The 14,655-nt window shown below is 69.0% G+C and carries 14 protein-coding genes; 3 read left to right on the forward strand and 11 right to left on the reverse strand.

The features are described 5' to 3' along the window. Positions 1-29: 29 nt before the first annotated feature. From AB0J80_RS31875 to AB0J80_RS31895, 5 genes are all read right to left on the reverse strand, one after another. Positions 30-644 carry a hypothetical protein gene (locus AB0J80_RS31875; RefSeq protein WP_364712402.1) on the reverse strand — a complete coding sequence of 205 codons (615 nt, stop codon included), beginning with the start codon at positions 642-644 and terminating at the stop codon, positions 30-32. Positions 645-771: 127 nt separating this feature from the next. After that, entirely contained in the window at positions 772-1,275 is a 504-nt protein-coding gene (locus AB0J80_RS31880) for an LURP-one-related family protein (protein ID WP_364712404.1), read from the reverse strand. Between the two features lie 10 nt (positions 1,276-1,285). After that, positions 1,286-2,428, reverse strand: coding sequence for a CinY protein (locus AB0J80_RS31885; protein ID WP_364712407.1), 1,143 nt, complete (start codon positions 2,426-2,428; stop codon positions 1,286-1,288). A gap of 58 nt (positions 2,429-2,486) precedes the next feature. Further along, positions 2,487-3,152 (reverse strand): response regulator transcription factor, encoded by a 666-nt coding sequence (locus tag AB0J80_RS31890; RefSeq protein WP_364712409.1) that lies wholly within the window; start codon positions 3,150-3,152, stop codon positions 2,487-2,489. Then, positions 3,152-4,342 carry a histidine kinase gene (locus AB0J80_RS31895; protein WP_364712412.1) on the reverse strand — a complete coding sequence of 397 codons (1,191 nt, stop codon included), beginning with the start codon at positions 4,340-4,342 and terminating at the stop codon, positions 3,152-3,154. Before AB0J80_RS31895 ends, AB0J80_RS31890 begins: the two co-directional genes overlap by 1 nt. A gap of 148 nt (positions 4,343-4,490) precedes the next feature. Between AB0J80_RS31895 and AB0J80_RS31900 the strand changes: the two genes are divergently transcribed. The 3 genes from AB0J80_RS31900 to AB0J80_RS31910 all read left to right on the forward strand — a co-directional run bounded on the left by AB0J80_RS31900 (position 4,491) and on the right by AB0J80_RS31910 (position 6,852). Then, positions 4,491-5,111 carry a methyltransferase domain-containing protein gene (locus AB0J80_RS31900; protein WP_364712415.1) on the forward strand — a complete coding sequence of 207 codons (621 nt, stop codon included), beginning with the start codon at positions 4,491-4,493 and terminating at the stop codon, positions 5,109-5,111. Then, positions 5,108-6,040, forward strand: coding sequence for an ATP-binding cassette domain-containing protein (locus AB0J80_RS31905; RefSeq protein WP_364712418.1), 933 nt, complete (start codon positions 5,108-5,110; stop codon positions 6,038-6,040). Before AB0J80_RS31900 ends, AB0J80_RS31905 begins: the two co-directional genes overlap by 4 nt. A 107-nt stretch (positions 6,041-6,147) precedes the next feature. Further along, entirely contained in the window at positions 6,148-6,852 is a 705-nt protein-coding gene (locus tag AB0J80_RS31910) for an ABC transporter permease (RefSeq protein ID WP_364712421.1), read from the forward strand. 34 nt (positions 6,853-6,886) lie between these two features. On the opposite strand, the gene xylA is transcribed toward AB0J80_RS31910, so the two are convergent. The 6 genes from xylA to AB0J80_RS31940 all read right to left on the reverse strand — a co-directional run bounded on the left by xylA (position 6,887) and on the right by AB0J80_RS31940 (position 14,633). Beyond that, positions 6,887-8,074 (reverse strand): xylose isomerase, encoded by a 1,188-nt coding sequence (gene xylA / locus AB0J80_RS31915; RefSeq protein ID WP_364712424.1) that lies wholly within the window; start codon positions 8,072-8,074, stop codon positions 6,887-6,889. Between the two features lie 23 nt (positions 8,075-8,097). After that, a complete protein-coding gene (locus AB0J80_RS31920) occupies positions 8,098-10,065 on the reverse strand; it encodes a right-handed parallel beta-helix repeat-containing protein (RefSeq protein WP_364712426.1) in 1,968 nt (655 codons plus the stop codon). A 21-nt stretch (positions 10,066-10,086) separates the two neighbouring features. Beyond that, positions 10,087-10,959, reverse strand: a complete 873-nt coding sequence (locus AB0J80_RS31925; protein WP_364712429.1) for a carbohydrate ABC transporter permease — start codon at positions 10,957-10,959, stop codon at positions 10,087-10,089. Between the two features lies 1 nt (position 10,960). Beyond that, on the reverse strand, positions 10,961-11,884 hold the full coding sequence (locus tag AB0J80_RS31930; protein WP_364712432.1) for a sugar ABC transporter permease: 924 nt from the start codon (positions 11,882-11,884) through the stop codon (positions 10,961-10,963). Beyond that, entirely contained in the window at positions 11,881-13,212 is a 1,332-nt protein-coding gene (locus AB0J80_RS31935; protein WP_364712435.1) for a substrate-binding domain-containing protein, read from the reverse strand. The genes AB0J80_RS31930 and AB0J80_RS31935 overlap by 4 nt, the downstream gene beginning before the upstream one ends. A 161-nt stretch (positions 13,213-13,373) precedes the next feature. Next, complete coding sequence (locus tag AB0J80_RS31940; protein ID WP_364712438.1) at positions 13,374-14,633, reverse strand: substrate-binding domain-containing protein; 1,260 nt, start codon at positions 14,631-14,633, stop codon at positions 13,374-13,376. Positions 14,634-14,655: the final 22 nt, after the last annotated feature.

Consider the following 14,655-nt stretch of genomic DNA (forward strand, 5'->3'; position numbering starts at 1 on the left):
TGGCTCGGCGGACAACGCCTCGCCGTCGCCTACCTCACTGCTGCGGGCTGACGCGCAGCACTCGGGTGTGCACGCAGCCGCCCGAAGTGATCCGTCGCCAGGAGGGGATCCATCGCCGGGAGGTGATCGCGGTCGGTGGCGGTGGTCTCGCGGAAGCGGGCGCGAAAGGGCACTGCCGACCTCCGGACTTCGACGTAAGACATACCAAGCTTGTCCAGGAGCCGCCTGACGGCCGCCAGGCGCATCTTCGGGTACCGGCCCGGGCCGACGGTGACCGACGCGACCCCGTCTATCCTGAACCGCACTGTGCGATAGGGCGCGTGATCGTCATCGCACACCGAGGTGTCGATCGCCAGCCTCCACTCTCGCTCCTCACGGACGGAGGAGGGCTTCAGGATCGTCCCTTCACACGCCTGCAGCTGCTGGAAGGCGCCACTGCGAAATCCGAGCGCGTACCCTCCCTCGTCGTCGTACTCCAGCCACCGACTCAGGAGGTCGCCCTCTTCGCAGAAATGAGCGGCATAGACGGTGCCGGCCTCTGCGACGTCGTCGAGATGGAGTTGCCCGCTGGTGAGGATTCCGAAGAGCCCGGCCGTGTTCGTGTAGTGATAGACGACGTCGGGCGGCAACGGCAGCGCAGTCATCGTCACATCATTACGCGAACATGGTGTACCGCACGGGCGCTTTGTCGCGACCGCCCGGCGTCGTGAGGTTCGGGATGTCACCTGGAGCCACTCTGATCACAAGAGCATCAGATGTAGCGGCGCCCTGTCAGTCGTGGGCCATGTGGTCGACCACCGCGACCACCGCCAGCACCAGCGCCGGATCCTCGCCGCCCGCGACGTCGACCGTGTACGTGTCCCGCATCCGTAACCAGCGTTTCGTCACCACCGCCACCTCACGGCCTGCCCGGGCGATCGTGTACTCGTGATCGATGATGTCGCCGGTCACGTCCATCCCGGGACCGTGCTCCATGTGCACCACCCAGCGGTCGCGCAGCGGGGTCAGGTGCGCCTTCTTCACCGTGGCGACCGTCCGGCCGTCGGAGTCGTCGATGGTCATGGTCTTGTGGAGGCGCGCCATTCTCTGCTGGATCTTCAGGACGGCGTGGCCGTCGGCGTCCTCGAGCACCAGGGTGTCGCGGATGCGCATCGCCTTGCCGTCGATCTTGTAGACCTTGCGGCCGTCCTCGTCCTCGATCCAGTAGTCGTCGCCGATGGACACCAGCTTCTGGCGCATCTGGAAGCGCCGCGCCGCGTTCGTACCGTCCTGCATGTCGCCCTCCTCAATCTGTTCGGCGGCGGACGACCATCGCCACCGCCAGGATCGCCGCGCCGGTCAGGATGATGACCGCGACCCGGCCGGCCCGTGCCGGGCGGCAGTCGGTCACCGGGTCGTCGTGGGACAGTGCGCACGCCATGCGGGCGCCGCGGTCGCGGCCGTATCGGGCGGTCAGCTCCTGGCGGAGGTCGCGCCACTGCCTGCGGCTGTCCGCGACGGCGCCGGCCACCGCCTTCGCGAAGTTGCCGCCGACGGCTCCGCGCGGTGTCGTCGGGCCGGCCGTCTTCCCGGTCGCCGGGTCGATCAGGCCTCGGTCCTTGTTGAGTGCGGCGTGCGTGACGCGGGACTGGCACGGGCCCACGCCGGGCACGCGGTCCTGCACTACGTAACAGCCGGTCGTCAAGTTTTCCGGCACGTCAGGTTCGGTTCGGGCGCGTAGGTCGAGCACGGGGCTCACGCCCTGGTGGTTCAGGCCCGGCGGGTTCTGCTCCCCGACCGGACGCGACGGGTCGGCCTCGTCGGACCAGTTGCTGTGCGAGTAGAAGTCCTGGACGCCGTGCAGGACCCGGCCGAACGCGCCGAGGGAGGCGCACTTGGCACGCTCATCCGTCCGCTCCTGCGCGCTGCACTCGGTGCCCAGGTCGACCTCGTCGGCGATCACGACGCCCTCGTCGTCGAGAAGGCGCGCCGCGCGGTCCACGGCTTCGCGCAACCGAGTACGCATCTGAGTCACGCAGTCCCGCAGCGCCTCGGTCGCTGCCTCGCGTGTACGCGGGTAGTCGCCGGCGATGAAGTCGGCGCCGTCGCAGTGGGCGGCGGGGTCGGTCATCTCGTCGCTGTCCGGCGCGCCGACGGCACCGAACGCGTGGTCGTGGCCGGCGAGGTAGTCGGCGGACCGTGGTTCGAAGCAGGCGGACCGGTCGCCGGCGTCGCCGGTGCAGGCGAGGGCGGCCCGCGTGATGCGCTCGTGTTCGCGGTGCTGGCCGCCGCCGTCGATCGTGCCGAACGCGGCGGCGGATGCCGGCGCCGTCGCGAGCCAGGTCACGACGAGCGCCGGGAGCAGAACGAGAACCCGCCGTGCCGGCACCGCGCCCGCCTTCCGGGGGCCGCCGTCCGGCCGGCGGCCCGGCTTCAGATGGTGCGGCATCCGGGGCGGCGCGACTTCATCCCGCAAGGATGGTCGCCGTGTGTGGCATCCCGAGTGATCAGCTCGCGCGCGCGAGTCCGGTGCGGTAGGCGAAGACGACGGCGCCGACCCGGTCGCGCAGGTCCAGCTTGGCCAGGATCCGGCCGACGTGGGTCTTGACGGTCGTCTCCCCGAGGAAGAGGCGACCGGCGATCTCGGCGTTGGTCAGGCCCTCGGCGAGCAGGCCGAGCACTTCCCGTTCCCGCTCGGTCAGGACGTCGAGACGCGGGTCCGGCGGGGCGGGGGCCGTACCGGTGACGAACCGGTCGAGGAGTCTGCGAGTGAACGATGGTGAGACCATCGCATCACCGCGCAGCACACCGCGGATCGCCACCAGCATCTCCGCGGCCGGGGCGTCCTTCACCAGGAAGCCGGCCGCACCCGCGCGCAGGGCGGCGAACGCGTACTCGTCGAGGTCGAACGTGGTGATCATCAGGACGTGGATGCCGGGCAGGGTGGTGCAGACATGTTCCGCGACCGCGACGCCGTGGAGCCGTGGCATGCGTACGTCGAGCAGCATGACGTCCGGCCGCAGCGCGGTGGCTTTCTCGATCGCGGCCACACCGTCGGCGGCCTCCCCGACGACCGTCAGGTCGGGCTGGCTGTCCACCACCATGCGCAAGCCCACCCGCATCAGCTCCTGGTCGTCGCAGATGAGCACCCGGGCAGGCGGTGGTTCCGGCATCAGCCCATGGTGGCCGGATCGGACTGAGAAAGGCCTGAGAGCTCACCGTCGATCGGCAGCGTGGCCGTCAGCCTGAAGCCGCCGCCGGGCGTGGCACCCGCGTGCAGTGTGCCACCGAACAAGGCGACCCGTTCGCCGACGCCCTTGAGCCCGCGCCCGGAGGATGGCAACGGGGGAGCCGGCCCGTCGCGGTCTGCTCCGGTATTGCAGACGTCAACCCGGACGGTACGCCGGCGCGCGGGGCGACCGAGATCGATGGTGACGTCGACGGCAGCGTCCGGGCCCGCGTGCTTGACCACGTTGGTCAGCGCCTCCTGGGTTATCCGGTACACCTGCGCCATGGCACTGGCGGGCAGGGCGTCACTGGTGCCGCTGAGGTGCAGAACGCTCGTCGTGCCCGCGGAGCCGGCTCGGTCCACCAACTGGCGCAGGTCGTCCTCGGAGACCGCAGAACCCGGTAGCGGATCCGAGGCGTCCAGAACGGCCAGGAGCCGGCGCAGCTCGACCAGCGCCGTCCGGCCGGTACTGCTGACGATCTCCAGCGTGCGTTGCACGACGGCCGGATCCTGATGCCGCATGAGCAGGGCGCCTTCGGCATTGACCACCATCACACCGATGGTGTGGGCGAGCGTGTCGTGCAGCTCCCGGGCGATGTGGGCGCGTTCCTCGGCGACCGCCGCGCGTGCCAGAGCGTCGCGCTCGGAGTCGGCGAGCCGGGCCCGGCGTTCCACCTCGTCGAGGTAGGCGCGCCGTGCCCGAAGGTATTCGGCGAGCAGCCACGCCGTGGCCACAGAGAGCACGGAGCCCACGATGCCCCAGCTGACTTCCGCGCCTGCGTACCACATCGACGCCCACACGGCGCCGAACCCGACGGTGGCCGCGGCGGCGACCGCTGCCGGCCGACGCCTGCCGCGTACCACGAGCGTGTACAGCATGATCTCGAGAGCAAGATGGGCCAACGGCAACCGCTGCTGCCAGACCTGGCCGAGCAGCGCCACCCAGGCGGCGGTCACCACGACCGCGGTCATCACCACGGGATGACGACGACGCCACAGCAACGGCAGCGTCAGCCCGGCCAGGGCGACGGCCTGCACCCATGCGCCGCGTCCCGCCGGCGGGTCGACGAGAATCGACGCGCTGAGCAACGTGATCACGAGAACGTCGACGGCTCGGTGGTGAGCACGAATCACGCGGGGAATTCGATACACCCGCCCACGGTACGGACGCACGGTCGGAACGGCGTCGGCGTACCCGTCAGTGCCCTGTCCTCCGGTGGGAGGAGGACCACGGTCTCGAGGGACGACGCCCGACGACAGCGGCCGCTCATAGCGTCACTGCATGTCGATCTTCAAGCAGTTCTTGGCGCACCCCGTTCTGACGGGGGCGATCGCCGCCAGCTCGCCGGTCCTGGCTCGCGCGATGACGAGCGAGTTGCGGCTCGGCGAAGCTCGCACAGTGGTGGAACTGGGCCCGGGCACCGGCGCCTTCACCGAAGCCGTCCTGGACCGGTTGCCGTCGCACGGCCGGCTCGTCGCCGTCGAGATCAACTCGCACCTGGTCAAGGAGCTGCAGCGACGGTTCCGTGGGCGACCGGTGGAGATCGTGCATGCCTCGGCCGCCGATCTTGCCGACCTCGTCGACGCTCCGGTCGACGCGGTCGTGTCCGGCCTGCCATGGACCGTGATGCCGCACAGAACCAGCCGCGCGGTGCTGGACGCCGTGGTCGACGTGCTGTCGCCCACCGGACGGTTCACCACGTTCGCCTACCTGCACGCCGCTTGGACCCCGCCGGCGCACCGGTTCACCCGGGACCTTCGGCGCCGGTTCGCCGTCGTACGGCCGAGTGCCCCGGTCTGGCGCAACCTGCCACCGGCGTTCGTACACCACGCCACCGCTCCACTGAAAGCGTGCCCTGCCCCGAGTGAGGGCGCCGCCATCGTCCGCCGGAGCCCACGATGATCCAAGCAACCGAGCTCACCAAGCGCTATCGGGACCGCGTCGCCGTGGACCGGCTGTCGTTCACGGTTCAGCCGGGGCGGGTGACGGGTTTCCTCGGCCCGAACGGTGCCGGCAAGTCCACCACGATGCGCCTCGTCCTCGGCCTTGACGCACCGACCAGCGGCACGGTAGCCGTCAACGGGCGGCCCTTCGCTCGCTCGGCGTACCCGATGCGCGAGGTCGGGGCGCTGCTCGATGCGAAAGCCGTACACGGTGGCCGCACCGTCTACCACCACCTGCTGTGCCTGGCACAGACCAACGACATCCCGCGCCGGCGCGTGCACGAGGTGCTCGACTCGGTCGGCCTCGGGGATGTCGCCGGCAAGCGGGCTCACGGACTGTCCCTGGGCATGGGCCAACGCCTCGGCATAGCGGCTGCGTTGCTCGGCGATCCCGGGGTGCTGATGTTCGATGAGCCGATCAACGGCCTCGATCCGGAGGGCATCCGGTGGATCCGCGATCTGATGCGCCGGCTGGCCACCGAGGGCCGCACAGTGTTCGTGTCCAGTCACGTGATGGCGGAAATGCAGAACACCGCGGACCATCTGCTGGTGATAGGCCGGGGTCGGCTCATCGCCGACTGCAGCATGACGGCGTTCATCGACCGGCACTGTCGCACGGTCGTACGGGTCCGTACACCTTTCCCCGCGGACTTCGCCGCGCTGGTTACCGGGGCCGGGGGTGCTGCTACGCGAGACGGGGACGGCACGCTGTCGGTCACCGGTCTTCCGATGGCGCGGATCGGCGACCTGGCCTGCCGCCATCGCGTCCCCCTGCACGAGCTGTCCACGATCCGGGCGTCGTTGGAGCAGGCCTTCATGGAGCTCACCAAGGACACCGTCGAGTACCACGCGTCCGATCCCACCGAGGTCTCCGGAGGCTTGCGATGACCGGCCCTGGCACGACGCGCGGCCGCCGAGCCGGGCTTGCCGGTGCGATCCGCTCCGAGTGGACCAAACTGCGATCCGTACGGTCCACACGCTGGTCGGTGGCGGCGATGAGTGCCATCTCGGTCGGGCTGATGTCCGTGATCGCCTGGGCGGTCGTCCGCAACTGGGACGACCTTGAACCGCGGGACCGGGCGGCACTCGCCGGCCAGCCGCTCGACCTCATCCTGGCGCGGCCGGTCTCCATCGCTCAGATCGTCGTCGCGGTTCTCGGGGTCATGGTGATGTCGGCGGAGTACACCACCGGCATGATCCGCTCGACATTGCAGGCACAGCCTCGGCGCCTCACGGTACTGACCGCCAAGGCGTTGGTGTTCGGCGTGTTCATGCTGACCGTCGGGGAGACGTTGAGCTTCCTCGCCTGTCTGGTCGGACGACCGGTCATCGACCAGCACATCCCGGTTCGGCTCGACGACCCCGGGGTGCTCCGCGCGCTGGTCGGCGCCGGTCTCTATCTCGCCGTACTCGGCCTCTTCTCGCTCGCGGCGGGTGCCGTGGTGCGGCACACGGCTGGGGCGATCACCGCCGTGCTCGGCCTGATGCTGGTGCTGTCCGAGCTGACGGCGCTGCTGCCCGGGTCTTGGGGACGGCGGGTCGACGCCTGGATGCCGACCAACGCCGGGCAGCTCATTCTCGCGGCGAGCCCGGGAACCGACGCGGTCCTCGGCCCGTGGCAAGGGATGGCGGTCTTCGCCGGCTGGACCGCGCTGCTGCTCGGGGTCGCCGCAGTTCTCTTCACCCGTCGTGATGCCTGATGCACCTGCTCGATCTCTGCGGGGTCAGGCGTGGTCAGCGCACCGCGAGCAGGTGTTCCATCGCGAGCCGCTGCAGTTCGGCGAAGCCGTAGCCCTTTGTGCGCGCGGCCTCCAGGTCGTAGTCCTCGAAGGCCGCCCGGTCCGACAGGAGCTTCTCGTGCGTCTCTCCCTCGTCCAGAGTGGGCCGGCTCAGCTCGGCCACGCCGGCGGCCGTCATGGCCTCCTGCACCTCGGGATCGGCCCGGAACGCCCGCGCGCGCTCGCGCAGCGTCAGGTACAGCTCCATGTTGGCCCGTGCGGACGCCCAGACGCCGTCCATGTCCTCGGTACGCAGCGGCTTGTAGTCGAAGTGGCGGTCACCGTCGTAGACAGGGCCGCCGCCGGGGGCGCCGTTCTCCAGCAGGTCGACCGTGGAGAAGGCCTGGATGAGGTCGCCGTACCCGAACACCTGGTCCTGGTCGTACCGGGGCCCTTTCTGCCCGTTGAGGTCGATGTGGAACAGCTTTCCCTCCCACAGCGCCTGGGCGATGCCGTGGGTGTAGTTCAGTGTCGCCATCTGTTCATGCCCGGTCTCCGGGTTGATGCCGACCATGTCCTTGTGCTCGAGCTGGTTGATGAACGCGAGGGCGTGCCCGATCGAGGGCAGCAGGATGTCGCCGCGTGGCTCGTTAGGCTTGGGCTCGATGGCGAACCGCAGGCCGTAGCCGCGGTCGATGGAGTACTGCGCGAGCAGGTCGATGGCCTCGCGGTAACGGTCCAGTGCCGCCCGTACGTCCTTGGCGAAGTCGACCTCGGAGCCTTCCCGGCCTCCCCAGAACACGTAGATGTGCGCACCGAGTTCGGCGGCCAGGTCCATGTTCCGCATGACCTTCCGGAGGGCGTACCGCCGGACCGACCGGTCGTTGCTCGTGAAGCCGCCGTCCTTGAAAACGGGGTCGCCGAACAGGTTCGTGGTGACCATGGGGACCTCGAGGCCGGTTTGGGCCAGCGCGGCCTTGAACTCGTCGATGATCCGCTGACGGTCGCTGCTGTCGCTGCCCGGCGGGATCAGGTCGTCGTCGTGGAAGGTGATGCCGTAGGCGCCGATCTCCGCCAGCTTGTGTACCGCTTCCACGGCGGCCAGGACCGGGCGGGTGGCCTCGCCGAACAGGTCACGGGCCTGCCATCCGACCGTCCAGAGTCCGAAGCTGAATTTGTCCTCGCGTGTGGGCCGGGGCGTCATGGGTGCCTCCCAGGTAGGCGGTGTCACCAGATAGGGGTGCGGGTGCTTCCCGCGGTGAGGCCGGCGAGCGGGCCCGCCGCGTACGCCTGCCCGGGGTCCTTGCGGGCGCCGGTCAGGTCGGTGTCGATGACGGCGGGGCTGCCGTCGGGCTCCTCGAACTCGGCGTCGGCGAAGCGGACCCGCTCGAGATCACGACCGCCGACCGCCGGGGTACCGGCGCCGTCGAAGCCCTCCGGCAGGTCGGTCACCAGGTACACCGCGTCGCCCTCGTCGACGAGCGAGGCCGAGGCGCCGCCCAGGGTGACCGGGTCCTGCTCGCCGGCGAACGGCCGGGCGCCGCCGGCATAGACGTTGCGCCGGGCATAGACGGCCTGCCTGACGTTGAGGAAGCGCTGATGGTCACCCGGCGGCTGCTCGTCGATGCGTCGCAGGTACTCGTCGAACGAGGCCGGGTAGCCGTCGTAGCCGGCGGTGCCCGCGTGCGCCGCGGCGGCGCCTTCCGGCTTGGCGGCGTACGCCGTCGCCGGATCTCCTCCGACGAAGAGGTTGCCGATCCACCGGTCGTCACCGCCGACGATGAACGCGTAGCCGGCGACCTGGGTGCTGTGCGGGCGGTGGTACGGGGTGGCCCGGTCCATCACCGGCTCGACCCGCACGGTGCCGAGGATCAGGTTGTTGACGAAGGCGCCGCCCTGGCTCCACAGCTCCACCGACGCCGGCGAGGCCAGCACGTTGTGGTCCACGAGGTACGGGCCGTGGCTGACCTCGATGAACAGGTCGCGCTGGTTGTCGTGGTAGAGGTTACGACTGACCCGCGTGCCCTGCGTCTGCCAGTCGAGCCAGGTGCCGAGCGAGCAGTCGTGGATGCGGTTGTGCCGGATCACCACGTCGATCGCCGCGTGCAGCTTGATGCCGCCGATCTCGTACCCGTAGAACTCTCTTTTGAGCGCGATGTTGAAGATGTGGTTGTCCTCGATGGTGGAGAACACGCAGCCGAGGTGGCCGACGATGCCGTTCTGCCCGCAGTCGGAGATGGTGTTGCGGCGGATGATGTGCGAGCCGATGTGCTCGGAGTCCCAGCCGATCTGCCGGGCCAGGAAGACCGACTCGAGCTGGTACTGGTAGCCGGGTTTGTCGCCGCGCTCGGTGGCGTAGTTGTGCCCGGTCGACGCCTCCTTGCCGATCGAGATGGCCGAGGTCTTGGCGTCGTGGATGACGTTGTCCTCGATGACCCAGCCCTTGGCCCAGTTCGGGCCGATCAGGCCGGGCTGGTCGGCGGTCGGCGGTGTCCAGGGGGTGGCGGCCTGGGCCAGCTCGAAGCCGCGCACGGTGATGTAGTCGAGGTGCGGCACGGCGGGGTAGAACACCGACCGGCGTACGTTGATCTCGACGAGCTCGGCGTTGGGGTCGGCGCCTTGGAAGTTGGCCCAGATCGTGGTCTCCTCGTCGCCCACCTCCGCATACCAGACGAGCTGCGTCTGCTCCGGGTTGCGGACGCGATCGGTGACGCCGGTCCAGTTGTCGACGATCTCGGTCCGCTTCTCCGGGTCGGAGACCTCGGCGCGCGAACCGGCCTCGTAGAAGCTCAGGCCGTTGAGGTAGACGTCGCCCAGGTGCTTGCGAGGCGCCTTCTCGGCGTAGACGATCCAGTCGCCGTCGAGCTCCTCGGCGTACGGGTTGAAATCGCCGAACAGCGCATTCGGTACGCTCACCCGCCACACCGTCCCGCCGTCGGCGACCCAGCCGGTGACCCGTTCGGAGCCCTTGATCGTCACGTGCTCGCCCTCGGCGGCCGTGTAGACGATGCGCCGGGCGTCGCTCAGGCCGCCGCGTCGTGGTTTCACCCATTCCCGGTACTCGCCGGCGTGTACGACCACGGTGTCTCCGGGCCGGGCGAGCGCCGCGGCCCGGTTGATCGTCCGCAGGGGCCGCTGCGCCGAGCCGTCGGCGTCGTCGGATCCGGTGGTCGCCACGTGCAGCTGCGTAGTCATGTCCTCAGGACCCTTCTGTCATTACTTGCCGAAGCCGGCGGTGAGCCCGCTGAGCAGCTGGCGGCGGCCGACCGCGTACATGATCAGGATGGGGAGGGTGGTGAGCGTGACCGAGGCCGCGATGGCCGGCACGTCCACGCCGAACTGCCCCTGGAACGTCCAGAGCGCCAGCGGCATGGTGCGCCTGCCGGGGCTCTGGGTGAGGATCAGCGGTAACAGGAAGCCGTTCCAGATGCCCAGCGCGTTGTAGATCGTGACGGTGACCAGAGCGGGCCGCGTGAGGGGAAGGGCCAGCCGCCACAGCGTGGTCCATTCCGTCGCCCCGTCCACCCGCATGGACTCGAAGAGCTCGTTGGGAACGTCGCGGATGAAGTTGGACAGCACGAGGACCGAGAGCGGGATGGCGAAGGCGATCGACGGCAGGATGATCGCCAGGAGCGTGTCGTACAGCTGGAGCCGGATGATGATCAGGTAGACCGGGATGATCACGGCCTGCAGCGGGATCGCGAGGCCGAGCAGGAACAGCGAGTTGGTCATGCGCAGCAGGCGGACCCCGGTGCCGCGGACGATCGCGTACGCCGCCATGAACGAGATCGCCACGGCGGGGACGATCGCGCCGACCGTGACGATGACGCTGTTGACGAAGTACTGGACGAACTGGTTCTCGAGCACCGTACGGTAGCTGGCCAGCGTCGGGTCGCTCGGCGGGGCGAAGGGGTTGCTGGTGAAGTAGTTCGCCTGGGTCTTGAGGCTGGTGATGACGATCCAGTAGATCGGAAGCATCACGACCAGCAGCCAGATCCAGCCGAAGGAGCCGCCGATCCAGTTGAGCCGCAGGATCCGGCCCGCCGTGCCACCGCGCCGGGCCGGCGCGGCGTGCGAGACGGTCGCCATGTCAGGCTCCTTCCAGCTGGCTCTCGTCGCCCTTGCCCCCGAGGCGGCGCAGCACCTGGGCCAGCAGCAGGCCGACCAGGACGAGGATGACGGCGATGGCGCTGGCCGGGCCCATCAGGTTGGCTTGGAAGCCGACCTGGTACATCTCGAGCGCGAGGGCGCGGGTGGCGTCGCCGGGGCCGCCGGCGGTCAGCACGTAGATCAGGTCGAAGAAGGTCAGCGAGCCGACCACCATGAGCGTCGAGGACGTGATGATCGTGTACTTGAGCTGCGGCAGCGTGATGCTCCAGAACTGCCGGGCCCGGCCGGCGCCGTCGATCTGCGCGGCCTCGTACATGCTGACCGGGATCTGCCGGACGGCGCCCTGGTAGATCAGGGAGTGGAACGGGATGTACTGCCAGGAGATCACGAAGATCAGCACACCCATGGCGAGCGTCGGGTCGCCGAGCCAGTCCTTGTTGAGCCACGGGACGTGCAGGCCGGTGCCGAGCCCGAAGTTCGGGTCGAGCAGCGCCTTGTAGGTGATCGAGATGGCGGCCGAGGACAGCAGGAGTGGAATGAAGTAGAGCACCGCCAGTACGGCACGGTAGCGCTTGTGTGCGGCAGTGAACACGCCGATGAGGATGGACAGTGGCGTCTGCACCACCCAGGACAACACCATGATCACGAAGGTGACCCACAACGCGTGGGGGAGCCCGGGATCGGTCAGTGTGGCGCGCCAGCTGGTCAGACCGGACGGCACGATCGCGCCGATGCCGTCCCAGGTCGTGAAGCTCAGGGCGAGCACGCCGAACAGCGGGAGGACCCCGAACGCCAGGAACATCAGCAGCGCCGGCAGCGCCATCCACAGGATGGAGCGGCGGTGTCCGCTCTGCGAGGTGGTCGGCTGCCTCACGGAGACGGCGGGGGGAGCGAGCGTGGTCATTTCCCGATGACCCCGTTCATGCTGTCCACCCACTGCTGCGGGGTGATCTGCAGCTGGAACAGCTTGGCGATGTTGTCCAGCAGCGTCTCCGCGGCGGTCGGGCTCAACGCCTGGTCCCAGGATTGGGCGAACACTTTCGCCTTGCTCGACACGTCATAGATGAACTTCAGGTACTGCGCGTCGGGCGAAGTGCCCAGCTGTGCGTCGCTGCCCTTGATGATCGGCACTCCACCCGACTTGATCCAGCCCGCGACCTCCTGGTTGTCGAGCAGGGTGGTCGACATGAACTTCTTCGCGACGTCTTTCGCCGCGTCGGTCGCCTTGGACGAGATCGACAGGTACTGGCCCGGGTTGCCGACCTGGTCGGAAGGGTCGCCCTTGCCGCCCTCGACCGGCGGGAAGCTCATCCAGGCCAGGCCGCCGCTCTTGACGAAGTCGCCGCCCTGCGCCTGCTGGATGCCGTACGACCACGAGCCGTGCAGCATCATCGCGGCCTTGCCGGTGTAGAGCAGGGCCTGATCGGCGTTCGAGTCGGCGGTGATCGACGAGAAGCCCTTGACGAAGCCGTTGGCCTGGATGAGCTGCTGAACCTTGGTGAGCATGTCCAGCACGGCCGGGTCGGACCAGGCGTTCTTCTCGCCGGCGAAGACCCGGTCGAAGACCTGGGAGCCGCCGATGCGGTCGAGCAGGAGCTCCAGCCACATCATGTTCGTCCAGCGCGACTGGCCACCCAGCGAGATCGGCGCGATGTTCGCGGCGTTGAACCTGGGCACCAGCGCCATGAGCTCGCCCCATGAGCGCGGGGGCTGGGCACCGACCTTGTCGAAGACCCGCTTGTTGTAGAAGAGGAGGATCGGCTGCACCGTCTCGACGGGCATCGCATAGATCTTGTCGTTGACCGTGGCCGCGCCGAAGGACCCCGGGAAGATCTTGTTCTTCACCGCCGGGTTGTCGGCGAACCAGCCGGTCAGGTCCTCCACCTGATCGGCGCTCACGTACGTCTTGAGGCCTCCGCCGCCCCAGCCCCAGATCATCGTCGGGCCCTGGCCCGCGCCGATCGCGGTCTTGATCTTCTGCTTGTACGCGTCGTTCTGGAAGAACGTGGCACTGATCTTGGTGGTCGGGTTCGTACTGTTGAAACGGTCGATCGCAGCCTGACGGATCGGTTCGCCGGGCGGCCCGGACAGCGACCAGTAGGAGGCGACGCCCGGGCCGCCGCTCGTCTGCCTGCTCGGCCCCGAGCTGCCGCAGGCGGCCAGGGCCGCGGTCCCGGCCACTCCGGCCGTCATTCCGAGAAATTCACGCCGGGACAGGTTTTTGGCGTTCATGGAGGTGCTCCCTCGTCGTCAACGCGCACGCCGAAATCACCGCTGCGTGCGCACCCCCGGGCGTCGGCAGCGTCGGCTTCCGCAGGCGCATACCACCGAAGGGATGGCAATAACGCGAGTTCTCGAAAAAGTTCAGAAGAAATTTCGAAAAGATCTCGAACTCACCGGTACGGAGCAGTCGACCGACGCACCACGATCTCGGTCGCCAGCTCGATACGCGGCGACGTGAGCTGCTCACCGGCGATGCGGCGCAGCAGGCGGCGCATCGCGACCCGCCCCATCTCGGCGAAAGGCTGCCGCACTGTTGTCAACGGCGGCGCGGACCAGCACGCCGTCGGCATGTCATCGAACCCCACAACACTGAGGTCCTCCGGCACGCGCAGGCCCCTGGTGCGGGCCGCCTCGACGACCCCGAGGGCTTGCAGATCACTCGAGGTCAGCACGGCGGTCGGCGGCTTCCGCCGGCTCAAGATCTCCATGGCGGCGGCGACACCCGCATCGAACGTGAACGCCGCGGTGCGGATCAGCTCGGGCTCGGGGGTCAGGCCTGCCCGCGCCAGTGCGGCGCGGAATCCGTGCGAACGCGCGATGCTCACCATCGCCTCGGGCGGCCCCTCGATCAGGCCGATCCGCCGATGACCGAGGTCGATCAGGTGCGCAGCGGCTTCCATGCCGCCCGTGAAGTTGGTGGCGCCGACGCTGGGCACATCCTGGCTCGGCACGTTGACCGGGTCGATCGCGACGACCGGGATGCCCCGCTCCACGAAGTGCTGCCACTGCTGTGCGCTCATCGCCGAGGTGACCAGGATGACGCCTTCATGCCGGGCAGCCGAGACGCGTCGCGTCCAGGCGGCGCCGAGAGGATCGTCCGGGACGATCCCGACCACCACGTCGACATCCCCGACGGCGGCGGCCTCGATGGCGCCCCGGGCGATCTCGAGGTTGTTCGGTGTCTGCAGGGCGTCGAACAGCAACTCGACCGTACGCGTGATCGGCTGAACGCCACCGGCGCCGCGAGCGACGTAGCCGTGCCGGGTCAGCAGCTCACCGACGCGAGCTCGGGTGTCCGACGCGACGTCCGTTCGCCCGTTCACGACCTTGGACACGGTCGCCACCGAGACGCCCGCGTCCCGCGCCACTGCGGCCAGCGTGACGCGACGCTCGGGCGCTTGCCGATCCACCAGGCTTCCCCCGGATCTTCGAAAAGTAATCGCAAGACTAGATCGTTCCCGACCGGTGAACGAGCACCCATTCGGATGTATCGGGTGGGTCGCCGAGCCGCGGCAACCGTGCTCGAGCAGCGCGAACGCCCAGTGGGACGGCCCAGCGGGGCGGTCGGAGACAAAGGTGACCCGCGGCGTGGCGGCGCCATGTTGCCGGCCCGCGCGATGACCGCAAAACTGAACAGACCACAGACCCACCCGAGCGTGATCCGGACCGGTG

It is taken from the genome of Actinoplanes sp. NPDC049548 (genome assembly GCF_040676695.1).
Taxonomy (GTDB): Bacteria; Actinomycetota; Actinomycetes; order Mycobacteriales; family Micromonosporaceae; genus Actinoplanes.